The organism is Caldinitratiruptor microaerophilus, assembly GCF_025999835.1.
Classification (GTDB): domain Bacteria; phylum Bacillota; class Sulfobacillia; order Symbiobacteriales; family ZC4RG38; genus Caldinitratiruptor; species Caldinitratiruptor microaerophilus.
In genome coordinates this window covers 284,897-301,733 of sequence record NZ_AP025628.1, presented here as the reverse complement: position 1 = coordinate 301,733, position 16,837 = coordinate 284,897, and the positions used below count along the sequence as shown (strand labels likewise).

Genomic DNA, 16,837 nt, shown 5'->3' with positions numbered 1-16,837 from the left:
AGGCCCTCGTCGGATGCGACAGGCGGGGCGCAGGCCTCGCCTCGCCGCGCGCGTTCACAAGCGATCTTTCACACGCCAGCCGGCCGTTCGCACGGGCGTCTCTTCGGGCCCCCGGGACCTCCCCGACGGAGCGGCACGACCTGTTACAGCCGGCACGGTACGGTAGCGAAACTGGCGGCACCGCAGGCCACTGCAGACCATGACCTCGAGCTCACGGCCCGGAGCCAACGGTTCCGGCGTGACGATCAGACGACCGAACCCGGCCCGCGTGACGCTCTCGACGTATTCCCGCGCCCCCGTAGCATCCACGTATGCCACGTAACCGGTCGTCCCGACCCCCTGCCAGGCCGGCCAGGTGAAACGGAACACGGCGTCGAGTGGAACCTCGGAGCCGGGGGGAGGATCGGCTGTAACGCTCCACACCGAACTCCACAGCCACAGCATGGCGAACGGCGACACCGTGATCGCGGTCACGCCGGCGAGTGCGGTCACCCACAGGGACCGCCTCACACGCTCGGCCAGCACGAGCCGGGCGGCCGGGAGCAACGCCGCCAACGCGACCAGGAACAGCGCCCCATGGCCGATCATCGGAAGCGTCGCCTGGGGGTGACGGCGAAGCAAACCGGCATAGACGACGAGAGGCGGTAGCTGGCCCAGCGCGTACAGCGCAAGGCCGGACAGCGCCGTCAGGTGCTGCAGGGCGCGGCGCCGGGCACCGCTCGGAGGGTCGGCATGAAGGAGGGCCGCTCCGTAGAGGCCGATCCCCCCGCCGGCCAGTGCGTACAGCGCCAGGAGTCGGGCGAACGGGTGGCCGACGGGCAGGTAGAGTAGCCCTCCGCTCAACGACATGAGGCCGGCAAGGGTCAGGTACCCGGCCACCCGCTGCCGCACCGCCAAGCCCCCCTTCCGGTGGGTGTGCGGCCGTCCATCAGAACCGTCACGTCCGAACCGTCCCCCACCACCGCCACGACCGGGCGGCCCTGCCACGCCAGCTTGATCCCCACGGCCGCCGGCAGCGCCCAGCCCAGGCCGCCGCTCGCGGTGCGGAAGTAGCCGCCGGGCCGGCGGATCGGCACGTGCTGGCGCAGCAGGGGGCTCACCCGGTCTGGGGGCTCCGTCACCCAACCGCAGGTCCGCCCACCCGTCTCACGGCCTCCCGGAGCGGGGTCGGGTCCAGACCCCAGTCGCGGTATCCCCGCTGGATGACCTCGAGGTACCGGGGGTGAGGCGCCGCGTACCCGTGCCCGGGCTGCATCACGTAGACCAGGGCCTCCGTCGCCCCCATGGCTGTCTCCACGGTGACCGTCTCCCGCCGGTAGAGGTACGGGACCCCTTCGTAGATGTCGAGGGCCTTGAGGTCGGCCGGGAACACGTCCCACAGGCCGCCGGGAACCGCCCCGCCGGACCACGGCTCGATGTCGGCCACGCCGTGGCGGCCCGACCTCGCCCGGAAGGTGAGGCGGTAATCCCGCAGCACGGCCGGCTCGCGCGGACGGGCGGTGGGGCACCGCCGGACCATCTGCGCCCGGTCCAGGTTGCTGCCGTAGGCGAAGTAGAGCCGGGCTTCGGGCACGGGCCGTCCCTCCCCCATTCGTGACCCGACCGGGAACCGCGGGTCTCACGGGCCTGCAAGTCGAATTCCCACCGGTGCCCCCCAACTCCTTCGTCCGGGGAGCCAGGCCCCGGGGGACCAGCAGACCGCCGACCCGGCGGAAGGGCCGGCGGTCTGCGTGGCCATCGGCCGGTTCAGCCAACCGGCTGTGCGGTGATCTTCACCTCGATCCGGACTTCGTCCTCAACCGAAACGATGCCGGCGACGCTCGGGGGCTCGATCCCGAAGTCGGTCATCTTCAGCGTGGTGGAGGCAACCCAGTTCAGCGTCTCGCCCTCGCGCCGGGACCGGACCTCGAAGGTGACGGGCTTCTTCACCCCGTGCAGTTCCATGGTCCCGCTGAGCGTGAAGGTTTCCTCCTGTCCGGGGCGGAACGTCGGCGCGCCGCCGGCGGACTCGATGTGGAAGGTGGCGTAGCGGAACTCCGCCACCCCGAGCGCCCGCTGGACGGCCCGGTCCCGCCGCTCCTGGTCACTCTTGAGCGTGCTCAGGTCGACGCGAACCGAGGACGGCAGCACGAGCCCCTTCTGCAGGTCGACGACCAGCTCGCCCTCGATGGCCTGCGTCCGGCCGACCGCCGTGTTGAACTGCTGGCGCTGCAGGAAGGTCTCGTCGACGTGGTAGGCGGCCTCCGACCGGTCCCCGATGATCCGCAGCCGCTGCCCGGCCGCCTGATCCGCTCCCTGGCCGCCCCCTGTGGCGCCGCTGGTCTGGCCGCTCCCGCCGGTCTGCGCCGGACCGGACGCGTCGTGGCCGGAGCCGGCGGAGCCGTGCGTCTGGTCCTGGGTCGCCGGCTGGGCCGCGGGCGCCGTGCCCCGGCTACAGCCGGCCAGCACGGCGATCAGGACCGCCCCGAGAGCGATGACCACGTGTTGCTTCAGTTTTTGATTGAACATCGAACCTCCCTCCTTCCCCCAATTGTGCCGGTGGGGGGCGGGAAACGCAACCATGGCCTCAACCGGCAAGGGAAGTGCGCAGCCGTTTGCCCCCGGTAGGGGAAGTGCGCCGGCCCGTCGAATCCTCTTGCGACTCTGGACAAGCCTTTTTCAGGGCGGGAGGGGGACACCATCGCAGAGGGACTGGAACTCGTCCTCCTGGCCGTCACGGCCTTCGTCGTAGGCCTGTCGGGGGCGGTGGTGCCGGGGCCGCTCTTCACCATGACCGTGGCGGGTGCCACCCGGATCGGCGGCCGGGCGGGGCTCCTGACGGCCCTGGGCCACGGCCTCGTGGAGGCACCCCTGGTGGTGGGGCTCGCTTTCGGCCTGACGCGCTTCCTCGCCCTGCCGGGCGTGACGGCGGCCATCGGCATCGGAGGCGGCCTGATGCTCGCCTGGATGGGGTGGGGCCTCCTGCGCGCTCCGGCTGACCTCGTCGCCGCAGGGGCGGAGACGAGAGGAAGCCCCCCCGCGGGTAGCCTGGTTCTGGGCGGCGCCATCGCCAGCGTCTCCAACCCCTACTGGGTGTTGTGGTGGGCCACGGTGGGTACGGCCTACGTCGTGGCGGGGCTGCGCCACGGTGTCCTGGGCGTCGCGCTGTTCTACATCGGCCACTACCTGGCCGACGTGATCTGGTTCGGTGCCGTCGGGTACGGCGTCGCCGCCGGCCGGCGGGTGCTCGGCGCCCGCGCCCATGCCTGGCTCCTGGCAGGAAGCGGGGTGTTCCTGATCGCCCTCGCCAGCTACTTCATCTATTACGGCCTCGGGCAGATGGGGCGGATCGCGTGATCGGGGCCCGGCCGTCACCGCGGTACGGTGAGATGGGCCAGTGGGACGGCGGCGTAGTTGTGCAGAAACTGCACCTTGACCCCTGTGCGGCGGCGTTTGAGGCGCTCCACGGGGGTCAAAGCGCGTTTCTTGGCCCCCACCTGGGGTGCAGTCAGTGCAAGTTGTCCCGTTCGACGGCCAGCCGTGCCGGCACGTGGACCAGCGGCGTGCGGCCGCCGGGGACGCCGGCCGGGTGGGCGCCACCAAAGCGACAGAGGGGGCGGGGCGGCCCCCTCTGTCGCTACGGCTTCAGTCGATGAGCCCCTTCTGCTTCAGGTAATCCCGAGCAACCTCGGCCTCCGACTTCCCCTCGCTGTCGACCAGGTAGTTCAGCTCCTGCATCTCCGCGTCGGAAATCTTCCCGGCCAGGAGGTTCAGCACGTTCTCCAGCTCCGGGAATTCCTTGAGCGTGTCCAGGCGCACCAGCGGAGCGGCGTTGTACGGCGGGAAGAAGTGCTTGTCGTCCTCGAGGATCACGAGATTGAACTTCTTTAGCATGCCGTCGGTGGCGAAGGCGTTGATGACCTGGACCTCACCCTGCTCGATGGCCTTGTACTTCAGGCCGGTATCCATCGGCACGACCTTCTTGAACTTGAACGGGTAGGCCTTCTGCAGGCCCGGCCAGCCGTCCTGCTCCCGGTTCAGGAACTCGTGCTCCACGCCGAGGACGAACTGGTCCGAGACCCGGGCGAGGTCGGAGTATGTCTTGACGTTGTGCTTCTCCGCGAGTTCCTTCGGCAGGGCCAGGGTGTACGTGTTGTTGAAGCCCAGCGGCTTCGTGAACTTCATCCCCAGTTCCTTCTGGAGCCGCTCGTTGACGAGGTCGTATACCTTTGTCGGGTCGGTGATGGGGTCCTTCATGCCGAGGTGAAAGGCGTAGGCGGTGCCGTCGTAGTCGAGGTAGAGGTCGAGATCGCCGCTTTTCAGGCCCTTGAAGTTCACGTCCGTGCCACCCAGGTTGAGCTTGCGCTCCACCTTGTAGTTGGTCTTCGCCTCGATGAGCTGGGCGAGCATCTCGCCCATGATGATGTTCTCCGTGAAGTTCTTGGAACCCACCACGAGCGTCTTGCCGCCACCGCTGCCGCCACCGCCGCAGCCGGCCAGGGCCGTGACGCCCAGGGCCGCGAGGAGAAGGGTCACAAGCGTCCTCCGCAACGGTCGAACCCCCTTTGACCTGGTTTCCTTGATCGGGTTTCGCCAGGACGGTGGCCGCGAGCGGACAGGCGCCCGCTCAGCGCACCGCCTCGGCCCGGATGCGGAGCCCCGGCGAAGTGAGCCGGCGCTCCAGCCAGGCGATCACCGCGTCCGTCAGCACCGCCAGGAGCGCGGCGGGGATGGCCCCGCCGACAATCCGCACGTCGTTCACCCGCTGGATCCCGGAGAAGATCTCGTAACCCAGACCCCCGGCGCCGGCCAGCGACATGATGGTGGCCGTGCCGATGGCGATCACCGTGGCCACCCGCACGCCGACCAGGAGCACCGAGAAGGCCATGGGCAGCTGCACCATGCGAAGGATCTGCCAGCGGGTCATCCCCATGCCCCGGGCCGCCTCCACCATCGACGGGTCCACGGACGTGATTCCCGTGTACGTCGCCCGGATGATGGGCATCAGCGTGTAGAAGAAGAGCACGGCGATGCCCGTGTCCCGCCCGAGTCCGAACAGGACCATCAGGAACCCGACAAATGCCAGGGCCGGGATGGTCTGCAAGGCGTTGGCAACCCACAGCACCGGGTGGACGAGCTTCCGGTAGCGGACGATCAGGATGCCCACCGGGACCCCGACGAGCAGACCGAAGAACACCGCCGCGAGGGACATCTGCAGGTGCTCCCACGTGAGTTCCAGGAGACGCCCGGAGTTGCTCCCGAGGTAACGCGCGAAGTCGGACAGGAACTCCACGATCCCCACCTCCCCGGTCCCGCCGGCAGCGGTCACCCGATCCGGATGCCCCGGGGCGTGACGGCGTGCTCGAGCCGGCCCAGCGCCCAGTCGGCGAGGAGCGCCAGCAGGGTCACCGGGATGCCGCCGGCGAGGATGTGGCCGCTCGACACGGTGGCGAAGCCGGTGACGATCAGGTCGCCGAGCCCGCCGGCCCCGATGTACGCCGCGAGGGTCGCCCAGCCGATGATCAGTACCGTCGAGACGCGGATCCCGCTCATGATCACCCGGAAAGCCAGGGGCAGCTCCACCCGCAGCAGGAGCTGTGTCGGCGTCATGCCCATCCCCCTGCCCGCCTCGATGAGGGCCGGGTCGACTCCCCGGATGCCGGTGTAGGTGTTGCGCAGGATCGGGAGTAACGCGTAGAGGAACAGGGCCGTCATGGCCGGCCGGTCGCCGATGCCCAGGAGCGGGATCATCAGCGCCAAAAGCGCCAGGCTGGGCAGGGTCTGCAGGACCCCGACCACGTTCATGACCGGCTCGGCGATCCGGCGCGTCCGGGTGAGGTAGATGCCCAGCGGCACCGCCACCACGACCGCCGCGAGCACCGGGACCACTGACAGGTAGATGTGCTTGCCGACCTGCACGACGATCGCGCGGTGAATCTCCGGGTCGCTCAGGACTTCCAGGATGCGCTCCCACTCGTTCATGCGGCTCCCCCCTGACCGCTCTGGGGCCAGCCCCCACGGGAGAGCAGGTCCACCAGCGTGGTCCGGGTGATGAGCCCCACGAGCCGCCCGTCGGGGTCGACGACCGGCAGGTGGTCGAGCCGCTCGACAAACATCCGCTGCAGGGCCTCCGAGACCGGCGCACCGGGGTCGACCCACGCCGGCTCGGCGCGCATGAGCTCCTCCAGGGTGCGGGCCTCACGCGGTGCCTGCTGGATGTCCCGGGCCGTCACGACGCCCAGGAGGCGGTTGTCCCCGTCCACCACGACCACCGAGTCCACGCGCTTCTGGCGCATCAGCTGGATGGCCTCGGCCAGGCCGCGCTCCGGCCCGGCGGTCACGGGCCGGCGGATCATCAGGTCGGACACCGGCAAGCTGCTGGCCGCCGCGGCCAGCCGGTCCCGCCCGATGAAGGTCGCGACGAAGTCATTGGCCGGGCTTCGCAGCAGGTCCTCGGGGGACCCGTCCTGGACGATCTCCCCGTCCTTCATCAGGACGATCCGGTCGGCCAGCTTCAGCGCCTCGTCCATGTCGTGGGTGACGAAGAGGATCGTCTTGTGGAGCCGGGCCTGCAGCTTCTTGAGCTCGTCCTGCAGGGACTCCCGGGTGATGGGATCGAGGGCACCGAACGGCTCGTCCATGAGAATCAGGTCGGGCTCCGCGGCCAGCGCCCGCAGCACCCCGACCCGCTGCTGCTGACCGCCGGAGAGCTCGCGGGGGTAGCGGTTGCGGTACACCTCCGGGTCGAGGTCCACAAGCGCGAGCAGCTCGTCGACCCGGCGCCGGCGCCGCTCCGCATCCCAGCCCAGAAGGCGCGGCACCAGGGCGATGTTCTCGGCGATCGTCATGTGCGGAAAGAGGCCGATCTGCTGGATGACGTAGGCGATGCTCCGCCGCAGCCTCACCGGGTCCTGGTGCATCACGTCCTTGCCGTCGACGTAGATCCGGCCGCTCGTCGGCTCGACCAGGCGGTTCACCATCTTCAGGGTCGTCGTCTTGCCGCAGCCGCTCGGGCCGATCAGGCAGACGAACTCACCCCGGTTCACGGTGAGGTTCAGCCGGTTCACGGCCCGGGTGCCGTCCGGGTACTCCTTTGTCACGTCCTCGAAGCGAATCATCCTGCCTCCTCACCTCCCCGTGGCGTGCTGGCAAAGGCAGCCGACCAAACAAGCGCGGCCCCGGTGGTCCCGCGGCCGCTGCGTCCCGCGTCAGCTCACGCCGAGAAAGCGACAACCTAATTATATACAGAGGAGTTGTCTGTAGTCAACCGGCCTGTCCCGATGGCTGGACCGTCGGGGGAACGGAGAAAACGAACAGGGGGCCGTGGTGGCCCCCTTCCTTAGAGGCATGGATTGCCCCGCCAGCGGGATCACAGATCCCAGATCCGGCTATACTCCTCCTCGGGAACGTCGAACACCGCGTTGTGCGGTGGGAGCGGCTCCTCCCTCATCCACTCCGGCAGCCGCTCATACGCCGGCTGGCCCGCCGCCACGTTAAACCGGACCTCCCGGCGGATCACGTCCAGCGCGTAGGCCATCATGTCGTCGGGGGTTAGGTTGCTGCCCATCCGTGCATTGAACAGGTCGGCAAAGGTCTGCGGGGTCGCGTTCAGCACGCCTCGCGCAAAGCTGCAGAATCCGAGGACGTCCAACAATGTGGTCTGGAGTTGGATCTGACGGGAGATGGCCACTTTGCCAGCTGGATCCAGGTGGTCGATCTGTAGGGCAATGGTGTTCCCGGCCGTGTGATCCCCGCCCATCGGAGTCGTCACGTACGTGACCCCGTTCCCCTTGATGGCGCGCGGGTCGTAGGCAGATAAGGTCTGGTTCTTTACCACGGGCACCCGACGTACGCCCAGGACTTTGCCCGTGGTTCCTGCCCCCTGGCCCAGGAGTTTCCCCAGGACGGTTCCCGACCGGATCTCCCGGAACAGCCGGAAAATGCCGTCCACGTCACCCCAGGGGATCAGCCCGGCCTCCATGGCCACCCCGATGGCCCCGCCGGTCTCGATGGTGTCCACTCCAAGGTCGTTGCATTCCCGTGTGAACCGGGCGATGGCATCGAAGTCGAACACCTCGAGGTTCGCACCGAGGAGCCCGTTGGTTTCGAACTCCATGGAGGACGCGATCTCGTTGCCTTCCTCGTCGGTATACACGTTGGAGCACTGAATGGCACAACCCGTCATGCACGAGTGGGTGGGGCGACCCCCTCGCTTGAGGATGATCTCCCGCATCCTGAATCCGCTGATCGCATCCGTCCGGGGGTCCTGCCCGTATCGGAAATTGCGAATCGGCAGCCCACCCAGCTTGTTCACCAGTTCCAGCGTGGCGGCTGTGCCGAACTGTGGATATCGCACGGAGGTGGCCGGCTGGGTTCGGAGTTCCTTGATGTAGGCCTTGGAGGCTATCTTCCAGAGACTCTCATCCACGGGTACCGGCGGCTTCCAGCCGCAGTCGGGCATGACGATCGCTTTCAACCGCTTGCTACCCATCACCGCTCCCAGGCCGCCCCGAGCGCAGAGGCGGCTGGGGCGACCCTCCACGTCCGTGTTGCAGATCCCGGCGATGTTCATCATCTGCTCACCCGCGGGGCCCAGCACCATGAGGGCCGCCTTCTTACCGAACCGGTCGAAGAGCCGCCGCGCCGTCTCAAAAGTGCCCAGGCCGAGCAGGTCATCCGCCGGCTCGAAGCGGGCGCCATTGGGCTCCACCACCATCAGCCACCAGCCGTTGCCGGAGGGGGCGCCCTCGATCACCACCGCCCGGTAACCAAGTTGTGCCAGCCGGGCACCTGTCTGTCCGCCGCCGTTGGACTCCTTGATACCCCCGGTCAGGGGGCTCTTGGCGCCCGCGGAGATCCGGCTGGAACTGGAGAGCGGGGTCCCAGAGAGGAGGCCGGGGGCGAGGACGAGTTTGTTCTTCGGCCCTAGAGGGTCGCAGCGCGGATCCACCTCGTCGGCTACGATCCTACTGGTCAGGGCTCGACCTCCGAGTAGGCGATACTCCTGCGGAAGCGGTTCGACCCGCGCCGCCAACGCCGCCATGTCCACACGCAAGATACGGTCCACGCGAACCACCACCCTCAGATCACGCCGGCTTCCGCCAGGGCCGCGTCCAGCTTCCTGGCCATCGCTTCGGAGACGTCCAGGATTGGAAGCCGGGGAAGGCCCACATCCCAACCGGTGCGCCGCATCATGTACTTGATGGTGCTTGGGATGGGACCCCAGTGGCAGGCCTGAATAACGGGCAGCATCTTGTAGAAGAGCTGTCGGGCCTCGCTGATCTTCCCGTCCTCCCAAAGCCTGACGATCTGCACCAGCTGTGGGGCGATGATGTTCCCCGAGAAGCTGATGGATCCGGGGGCACCTAAAGCCAGAACGGTGAGGAGGTCAAATTCGCCTCTGGACCAAACCGGGATCTTGTGCATGAGGCGGCGGCAGCTTTCAATAAGTTGGTTCGGGTCGGCCTGCTTCAGGCCCACGACCTCCTCGAACTCGTCGGTAAGCCGTTCGATCACCTCCAGGGGAAGCTGGACGCAGGTGCGGTCGGGGTTGTTGTACAGCACTACCGGGAAGCCCGGGGCGGACTGTATCACGGCCTTGTAGTGGGCGTAGAGTCCCTCAGCGTCGGGACGGCTGAAGAGGGGCTGGACAAGGAAGTAGGCGTCCGCCCCCACCTTCTGTGCGTACTGCGTTAACCGGATCGTGTGAGCAGTATCTGCGCGACCCGGATAGGCGGTCACCAGGGTCCCTGTCCCCTTGCACTCCTCCACAGCGATCTCCAAGAGCCGCATGTACTCCTCGTCGGTGGTCTGCATCACTTGACCGGTGGCCGCCGAGGGCTGGACGTAGCCGACGCCGGATTGGATCAGCCAGCGCAGGAGGCGCCGGTATTCCTGCTCGTTGATGCTACCGTCTGGGCGCAGCGGAGTAGCCACGACGACGCCGATTCCTCGGATGACCATACGCTTCCACATCTACACTGGATCCTCCTCATCAGTCGTATTACGGGAACGGGCGGAGTCCTAACAGTGGCCACCAGGTGTAGGCTGACACCAGGAGGACAGCGACCCATAGAGGGGCCAAGCGCATTCCCAGGCGGCTCAGTTCGACGAGCGGGAGATCTCCCTGGGCAGCCAGGGTCACGGCCACCGGAGACTGGGCAGGCAGGAAGAACCCCATGCTCCCGGTATAGAGGCCGAGGAGAACGAGCCAGACCGGGTTGAATCCCAGGTCCTGCCCGACCGAGGCCACTAGGGGCAGGAGGGTGACCAGCAAGGAGAGCAAGTTGACAAAGAGGATTCGGCCCACGAGAAACGCCAGCAGGACGGCAAAGGTGACCAACCAGTCAGGGATGCCGCCCATCGCCTCTGTCAGGTACGCACCCAACACGGTACCCATGCCGGTTTGCTTGAAGGCGTCTCCCACGGCGATGGCAGAGGCCAGCAATAAGGCCGTTCCCCAGGGTATGCCCTCCTTGAGGTCCTCCCAGACCAGGACTCCCACCTTGGGCACACAGAGTAGCGTCGCGAACAGGAGGGTGTAGGGGTGGATCGGCAGTCCGGCCCATGGTCCCAGGACCCAGACCAGGAGCAGGACGGCGAAGACGGCCAACACTCGGGCCTGTTGTCCCGAAAGCAGGAGCTTCTTCTGCCCTCCGGTCGCTCGGTCCACCCGGACCCGGTCCAGCCGGTACTCGCGCCTCAGCACCCACCAGACCAGCAGGGCCTGGATGATGCCAAGGGGGGCCATGAGCGCCAGCCAGCGTCCAAACGTGATGGATACGGGGCCATGCAGCTCAAACCAGGCAACGGCGTACAGCGCCCCGTTCGTACCCGTCATCACGCTGAGCTGGAAGGCGAAGACCGACATGGCCGCCCCCAGGGCGAAGGCCCGAGGAATGTCCTCCCGCTCCCGACCGTAGGCGGCAACGATCCCGTCCAGAAGGAGGGCCACAAGGCCCGAGCGGGCGACGGCAGTGGGAACGGCAGTGGTCAGGAGCAGTATCGCCCCCATCATCGCCAACAGAGTCCGGGAGGCGTTCCCCCGTCCCAGCCGGACCACCCAGTCTGCCACCCAGGCGACGATGCCGACCTTCCGCAGGGCGATGGCGAGGATGGAGACAGAGAGGAAGAGCCACACGGTGCCCGAAGCAAGGCCCGCCACGGCGGCCTCGAAGTTGGTGACCCGGAGCACGGGCAGGAGGGCGATCACCATGAGCCCCGCCAGGGGCGGCGCCAGGGTGCTACTGGACCAAAGGCCGATGGAGAGCACCAAGATGGACCCGATACCGGCCTGGGGCCACGGGAATCCCATAGCGAGGAGAAGGCTGCCCGCCACCACCGCTGCCGGAGGGCCCAGAAGCAAGGGCACATCGACGGAATGCCGCCGGAGCGATTCCATGCGGTTCATAACAAGACAGATACGGCCACTTCCACGATCTCCGGTACCAACTCCATGTCGCTCCTACCTGCGGCGTCTATCGAAATCACCCTTATCCCTGCAGTCTCCAGCTCTCTCGTGGCCTCCCGCATGTCGGGGTAGCGTTTCCCCTTGTGGAGCACACTGGTGGGCGGGATCTGTCGGGTACTCAGTATCAACGTCAGCCCGGGCGAGTAGTGGGCTACGGCCTGTCGGACGCCCTCCAGGGCTTCCAGGCCGATCACGGCCGTGCACCTGCCTCTGCCAACCAGAGGGGACAGAGCTCCCTGGCCCCATCTCACCACAGCCGTGACGCCCTTGCCCGCCCGAGCCTCCGGCGAGCCAGAGACGGCGACATCCAACCCACGCCCCATCGCCTTCTCAGCCAGCCGTGAGGCAATTTCGTACACCGGCTGGTCCGCCACTCCGGCCACCACGATCTGAACGCTCTTCATCTCGCCACCCCCTTCGGAATGGCCCGGATCGCTCCAGTCGGGGCGGCCCTGGCGCAATCGCCGCAGCACACGCAGGCCGCCTTGTCGATATAGGCACGCTGGCCGTCCCAACCCAGGGCAGGGCAGGCAAAGTCCTCCACGAAGGACTTTAGGCCGGGGGCCTGGACCTCGTCGATCTCGACCGAGACATACGGGTAGTCATCGGTGTAACGTCCCACTGCCACCACTGCCGTCGGGCCGTTCTCGGCGGCGCACCGGTTCAGGGCAGCGAGCACCGCACCGGCGTCCCGGGCATCGACCTCCTCCACCCGGTCCAGCCCTAGCGCCCGCAAGGTACCGGGGATGTCCAGCACCGGAGCGGGACCCGTAAGGTTCCGGCCGGTGGTGGCCGTCTCCTGCCAGCCGGTGGACTCCATCGTGCCGTTGTCGCAGATGAGAGTGATCACCCGGTTCCGGTTGTAGACGGCACTGGCGAGCCCGCCGAGGGCGAAGCCTAACAGGGTGCCGTCGCCGCAAGTGGTCAGGGCGATGACATCGGGGTCAGCCCCGGCGGCGCCGATGGCCATGCCGATCCCGCCCCCCATGGTGGCGTGGCTTTTCATCCACCGCCGGGCCACCACCGGGGCTTCCCCGACATCCCCCATGAAGATCACCTGTCGGGGGGCTTCCCTGATGAAGCGTCGCACCGCGTAGAACGTGGCACGGTGGGGGTTGCCGGCACGAGGAGCGGGTTGGCGCTCGGGAAGGGTGGCGGCCAGGGCCTTCAGCGACGCCGGTGGGGCAGGCGAAGCCACGCCCACCCCGGCCAGGGAGGCGATGGCCTCCAGAACTGAATCCGGGGTCAACTCCCCCACGGTGGGGACGGTGCCCCGGGTGAGGCGACAATTCAGCCCGGCTGTGTGGGCGAGTTGCTTCAGCCGGTCGAGTACCAGTGGCTCGCCCTCTTCTACCACCAGCACCTGCTGGCAGCGGCTCAAGAACGGGACCAGGACCCACTCAGGGAGGGGGTTGAGCGTGGCGACCTTGCATAGCGGCACACTCGCACGAAGGCCAAGGACCTCCAGGGCCTCCCGCACGTAGGTATAGGCGAACCCTGCGGCGACGACGCCGATCCTGGCCGAGCCTTCGGGCCCCTCGGTCCGGTTGCAGGTCCAGGAACGGACGAGGTCGCCGACTGCAACCAGCTTTTCGTGCAGGGCCCTGTGCCTGTCTACCACTGGGCGGGTCTCGTATTGGGTGGCGTCCCAGGCGGGTCGGGCCACCGGGGTGCGGGGGCTACTGGTCAGGGCCACCGGGGCCGCCCAGTGGGAAAGCCACTTGACGGTCCGGAAGTACACCGGCAGCTTCGCCTGCTCCGAGAGGACAAAGGCCGCCTGGATGAGGTCATATGCCTCCTGAGGGTTGGCAGGCTCGATGAGAGGCAGCTCCGCGGCGAAGGCGTAGTTCCTGGTGTCCTGCTCGCTGTGGGAACTGTGGCCGCCGGGGTCGTCGCCAACCACCAGCACCAGCCCAGGTACCCCCATCAGCGCCACGGCGAAGAGTTGGTCGGCTGCGTTGTTGACGCCGAAATGCTTCATGACGGAGATCGAGCGGACCCCGCTCATGGCGGCCCCCGATGCGGCCTCCAAGGCCACTTTTTCGTTAATGGCCCACTCCAGGTATGGCTTGCCCCCGGCGGCGGCTGCCAGGTCCCGGAGGGTGTACGTCACCTCCGTGGTGGGGCCGCCGGGAAAGCATCCCCCGTAGCCGACGCCGGCGTGGAATGCTCCATGCGCGATGGCCTCGTTGCCTGTCAGCAGTCGGCGCATGGCAGCCGTCATCTGGCTTCCTCCTCTTTACTCGGCGGCCTGCCTAAGGACAGGCTCGGCTACCGCTGTCTCAGTCTTCCGGGTGCGAAAGGCCCGGTAAACCTGGTAACCCACCGAGAGTGCCGTGAGCAGCAGAATCGAAAGGGCCACCGGGCGGGTGAACAGGAGGGTCAATTTCCCGCCGGAGATGATCAGGGTGCGGCGGAGGGAGCTTTCCATCATGTCCCCAAGTACCATCGCCAGTACGACCGGAGAGACCGGGAATTCGAATCGGCGCATGAAATAGCCCACCACACCGAAGCCAACAGCCAGCCACATGGTGAAGCGGTCGTTGGACTCGGCGTACGCCGCGAACAGGCTGACGGCAAGGACGATGGGCATCAGGACGTACTTGGGAATGGTGAGGACTCTGGCCCAGAGCTGCGTGCCAAGCAGGCCTATGGCCAGCATGAAGACGTTGCCCACCAGGAGGGCGGCGAAGAGGCCGTAGACCAGGTCAGGATTCTTCACGAATAGCATGGGCCCGGGCAGGAGGCCGTGGATCATGAAGGCACCGATTAGCACCGCGGCGGTGGCGGAGCCCGGGATCCCGAGGGCGAGGAGCGGTACCAAGGCTCCGCTCACCACCGCGTTGTTGGCCGCTTCGGGGGCCGCGACGCCCTCCAGCACGCCGGTGCCGAACTTCTCCGGGTGCTTCGAGACTCTCTTTTCCTCGTTGTAGGCGATGAAGGAGGCGATGGCCTTTCCGGCCCCCGGAATCACGCCGATCAGGAAGCCGATGATGGTGCCCCTGAGCATCGCCATGTGGGTGCTTAGGTATTCCTTCAGGGTCGGCAGCGCACCTGAGATCTTCCGATAGGTCACATTCCCCTTCGTGACTTCCTCCATGGTGACCAGCACTTCCGAAATGGCGAAGAGCCCGACCAGTGCCGGGATCAGCGGGATACCCTCGTACAACTCGGGGACGTAGGCGTAGCGGGCCATGCCCGTGATGGGGTCGAGGCCCACGGAGGTGATCAGCAGGCCCAGCAGCACGGAGATGGTCCCCTTCACCCAGGACTTGCCGGCCAAGCTCGCCACCACCGTCAACCCGAAGAGGCCCAGCGCGAAATACTCCGGCGGCCCGAACTTCAGGGCGACGTTGGCCAGGGGCACGGAGAGGGCGAAGAGCGCGAGAGTACTGACGGTCCCTGCGTAGAAGGAGGCCATCATTGAGATGCCCAAGGCCTTGGCGGGCATCCCCTTGAGGGTCAACTGATAACCGTCGAACGTGGTGGGCGTGGCGGAGGCCTCGCCCGGAACGTTGATCGTGACGGCGGTGATGGAACCCGCGTACTCGGCGGCTCCGTAAAGCGCGGTGAGCAAGGCCAAACTCGTCAGCGGGGACAGGTCGTAGGTAAAGGGTAGGAGCAGAGCGACGGATACAGCCGGCCCCAGCCCCGGCAAGGCGCCCACGAAGTAGCCAAGAAGGGCCCCGACCAGGATGGCCAGGAGGTTTTGCCACTGTGCGACGAGCACAAACCCGCTTAACAAGTTTTCAAGCACGTTTACACCCCCAGCGGCAGCCTACGGCAGGGGAACGTTGAGGATGCGGGCGAAGACGTAGTAGCTCAGAGCCGTATAGCCAGCGCTGGTCGTCAGGAGCACCCACCATTTCCGTGCCCCGCCCATGATCATCAGGATCAGGATGAACACCGTGTTGAGCCAGACGTACCCGGTTTCCCAGAGGAGGACGTAGCCGAAGATCAGGAGAAAAACCCCTCCCACCAACCTCCAGGCGATCGCTTCGAACTCTTCCTTACCCTTTCTGCGAATCGAGATGATCAGCTGCATGACGCTGAAGGACAGCAGCAAGAGGCTGATCAGCCTGGGGTAGAAGTTCGGACCGAGGTCCGCCGAGTTGTACGCCGTCCGGGCGAAATCAGCGAGTGCGAAAAACGTCAGACCAAAGCCGGCCAGAACCAAGCTGATCACGATCTCCCCTGTTCGCAAGCCTGTTCACCCACCCTCCAGAACCCGCACAGGACTTCGGAAACCGCCAGCTGGAGGACTGTGACTCGTCTGCTTCTGGCCGCCTTGGCTGGTCGTTCGGCCCCTATCCGGTGCCCGTCCTGCTCCGGCTACTTCTTCTGCTGCTCCGCCAGCAGGTTGGAATCCTTGAGGAGCTCGTAGTACACCTTGTCCTGCTGCTTCACGAACTCCCGGGTGTCCATCGAATTCAGGAAGCGGACGTAGGACCCAGTCTTATCCATGAACTCCACAAACTTCGGTGAGTTGGCCGCCTTTTCCAGTGCCTTCTCCAGGACAGCGATCCGCTCCTTGGGTGTACCCTTGGGAGCAAGTACAACTCGAACGGTCTCGAATTCGACGTCATACCCCAGCTCCTTGAACGTGGGCACATCTTTCAGCGCTGGCATCCGCTTGGCGGCCGTCAGGGCCAGGACGCGGATGTTTCCCGCCTCCAGCTGGGCCCGGAACTCTGTCGGCGACCCGAAGGTAGCATCCAAAACACCGCCCGCAAGGTCCGCCACCGCCGGGGCAGCGCCCCCACCGTATGGGACAAGGTTGAAGTTGGCCTTGGTCACCTTATTGACAAGGGTAGCAGCGAGGAAGTTGTTGCCACCGATGGCTGTGGTGCCGACGTTTAGCTTCTTAGCTCTCGAAGCGTTCAGCAGGTCTTGGAAACTCTTGTAAGGCGAGTCGGTCTTCACAGCAATGCCGTACGGCTCCGCCTGGACCGTAGCGATGACCTCGAAGTCCTCCGAGCCGTACGGCGAACGGCCCATGGGTTTAAGGGCGGAGAGCGACGACGTGATGATCATGATGGTGTACCCGTCGGGCTCGGCCTTCTTCAGTTCGGAGAGGCCGACGGCACCTGAGCCCCCCGGCCGATTGACGGGGACAACGGGCTGCTTCAGCTCCTGCTCCATCAGGCCAGCCAGGAGCCGGGCAGTCACATCGGAGCCACCGCCGGCGTCATAGGGGATGATGAAGGTGATAGCCTTGGTGGGGAAGTCGGTGGCTGCACCGCTGTGTCCCGCCGGAGCGCTCCGGTCGCTACTCGCCGGCGCCTCGGACTTCTTGGTCCCACAGCCCATCGTAGTCAGGACCAGGAGCAGGCAAAGGACAAGAGCTGCCATCCTGCCCAGAGACCGCATCGACTTTCCGCCTCCTTG

17 protein-coding genes are annotated in these 16,837 nt (G+C 66.7%); 1 reads left to right on the top strand and 16 read right to left on the bottom strand.

The window, feature by feature from the left end; translation table 11 throughout:
- Positions 1–54: 54 nt before the first annotated feature.
- The 4 genes from caldi_RS01460 to caldi_RS01445 all read right to left on the bottom strand — a co-directional run bounded on the left by caldi_RS01460 (position 55) and on the right by caldi_RS01445 (position 2,508).
- Positions 55–891, bottom strand: coding sequence for a hypothetical protein (locus caldi_RS01460; RefSeq protein ID WP_264843315.1), 837 nt, complete (start codon positions 889–891; stop codon positions 55–57).
- Positions 864–1,121: a thiamine pyrophosphate-dependent enzyme gene (locus caldi_RS01455; protein ID WP_264843313.1), complete on the bottom strand. Its 258-nt coding sequence runs from the start codon at positions 1,119–1,121 to the stop codon at positions 864–866. Before caldi_RS01455 ends, caldi_RS01460 begins: the two co-directional genes overlap by 28 nt.
- Positions 1,118–1,573: a gamma-glutamylcyclotransferase family protein gene (locus tag caldi_RS01450; protein ID WP_264843312.1), complete on the bottom strand. Its 456-nt coding sequence runs from the start codon at positions 1,571–1,573 to the stop codon at positions 1,118–1,120. Before caldi_RS01450 ends, caldi_RS01455 begins: the two co-directional genes overlap by 4 nt.
- A 173-nt stretch (positions 1,574–1,746) precedes the next feature.
- Positions 1,747–2,508 carry a YceI family protein gene (locus tag caldi_RS01445; RefSeq protein WP_264843311.1) on the bottom strand — a complete coding sequence of 254 codons (762 nt, stop codon included), beginning with the start codon at positions 2,506–2,508 and terminating at the stop codon, positions 1,747–1,749.
- 237 nt (positions 2,509–2,745) lie between these two features.
- Here caldi_RS01445 and caldi_RS01440 point away from each other — a divergent pair, with 237 nt between their 5' ends.
- Positions 2,746–3,336 (top strand): LysE family translocator, encoded by a 591-nt coding sequence (locus caldi_RS01440; RefSeq protein WP_264843310.1) that lies wholly within the window; start codon positions 2,746–2,748, stop codon positions 3,334–3,336.
- 288 nt (positions 3,337–3,624) lie between these two features.
- Here caldi_RS01440 and caldi_RS01435 read toward each other — a convergent pair whose 3' ends face one another.
- From caldi_RS01435 to caldi_RS01380, 12 genes are all read right to left on the bottom strand, one after another.
- Positions 3,625–4,530, bottom strand: a complete 906-nt coding sequence (locus caldi_RS01435; protein ID WP_264843309.1) for a glycine betaine ABC transporter substrate-binding protein — start codon at positions 4,528–4,530, stop codon at positions 3,625–3,627.
- Between the two features lie 76 nt (positions 4,531–4,606).
- On the bottom strand, positions 4,607–5,272 hold the full coding sequence (locus caldi_RS01430) for an ABC transporter permease (RefSeq protein WP_264843307.1): 666 nt from the start codon (positions 5,270–5,272) through the stop codon (positions 4,607–4,609).
- A 32-nt stretch (positions 5,273–5,304) separates the two neighbouring features.
- Positions 5,305–5,961 carry an ABC transporter permease gene (locus tag caldi_RS01425; RefSeq protein WP_264843306.1) on the bottom strand — a complete coding sequence of 219 codons (657 nt, stop codon included), beginning with the start codon at positions 5,959–5,961 and terminating at the stop codon, positions 5,305–5,307.
- Positions 5,958–7,097 (bottom strand): ABC transporter ATP-binding protein, encoded by a 1,140-nt coding sequence (locus tag caldi_RS01420; protein WP_264843305.1) that lies wholly within the window; start codon positions 7,095–7,097, stop codon positions 5,958–5,960. Before caldi_RS01420 ends, caldi_RS01425 begins: the two co-directional genes overlap by 4 nt.
- Before the next feature lie 251 nt (positions 7,098–7,348).
- Positions 7,349–9,046, bottom strand: a complete 1,698-nt coding sequence (locus caldi_RS01415; RefSeq protein WP_264843304.1) for an aldehyde ferredoxin oxidoreductase C-terminal domain-containing protein — start codon at positions 9,044–9,046, stop codon at positions 7,349–7,351.
- A 14-nt stretch (positions 9,047–9,060) separates the two neighbouring features.
- Positions 9,061–9,954 (bottom strand): dihydrodipicolinate synthase family protein, encoded by an 894-nt coding sequence (locus caldi_RS01410; protein WP_264843303.1) that lies wholly within the window; start codon positions 9,952–9,954, stop codon positions 9,061–9,063.
- A gap of 28 nt (positions 9,955–9,982) precedes the next feature.
- Entirely contained in the window at positions 9,983–11,350 is a 1,368-nt protein-coding gene (locus caldi_RS01405; RefSeq protein WP_264843302.1) for an SLC13 family permease, read from the bottom strand.
- 35 nt (positions 11,351–11,385) lie between these two features.
- Entirely contained in the window at positions 11,386–11,853 is a 468-nt protein-coding gene (locus caldi_RS01400) for a hypothetical protein (RefSeq protein WP_264843301.1), read from the bottom strand.
- The gene (locus tag caldi_RS01395) at positions 11,850–13,673 is read right to left on the bottom strand and encodes a thiamine pyrophosphate-dependent enzyme (protein ID WP_264843299.1); all 1,824 of its coding nucleotides are present in this window, start codon (positions 13,671–13,673) and stop codon (positions 11,850–11,852) included. Before caldi_RS01395 ends, caldi_RS01400 begins: the two co-directional genes overlap by 4 nt.
- A gap of 15 nt (positions 13,674–13,688) precedes the next feature.
- Complete coding sequence (locus caldi_RS01390; RefSeq protein ID WP_264843298.1) at positions 13,689–15,206, bottom strand: tripartite tricarboxylate transporter permease; 1,518 nt, start codon at positions 15,204–15,206, stop codon at positions 13,689–13,691.
- 21 nt (positions 15,207–15,227) lie between these two features.
- Positions 15,228–15,635 (bottom strand): tripartite tricarboxylate transporter TctB family protein, encoded by a 408-nt coding sequence (locus caldi_RS01385; RefSeq protein ID WP_264843297.1) that lies wholly within the window; start codon positions 15,633–15,635, stop codon positions 15,228–15,230.
- Positions 15,636–15,781: 146 nt separating this feature from the next.
- The gene (locus tag caldi_RS01380; protein ID WP_264843296.1) at positions 15,782–16,819 is read right to left on the bottom strand and encodes a tripartite tricarboxylate transporter substrate binding protein; all 1,038 of its coding nucleotides are present in this window, start codon (positions 16,817–16,819) and stop codon (positions 15,782–15,784) included.
- Positions 16,820–16,837 lie beyond the last annotated feature (18 nt).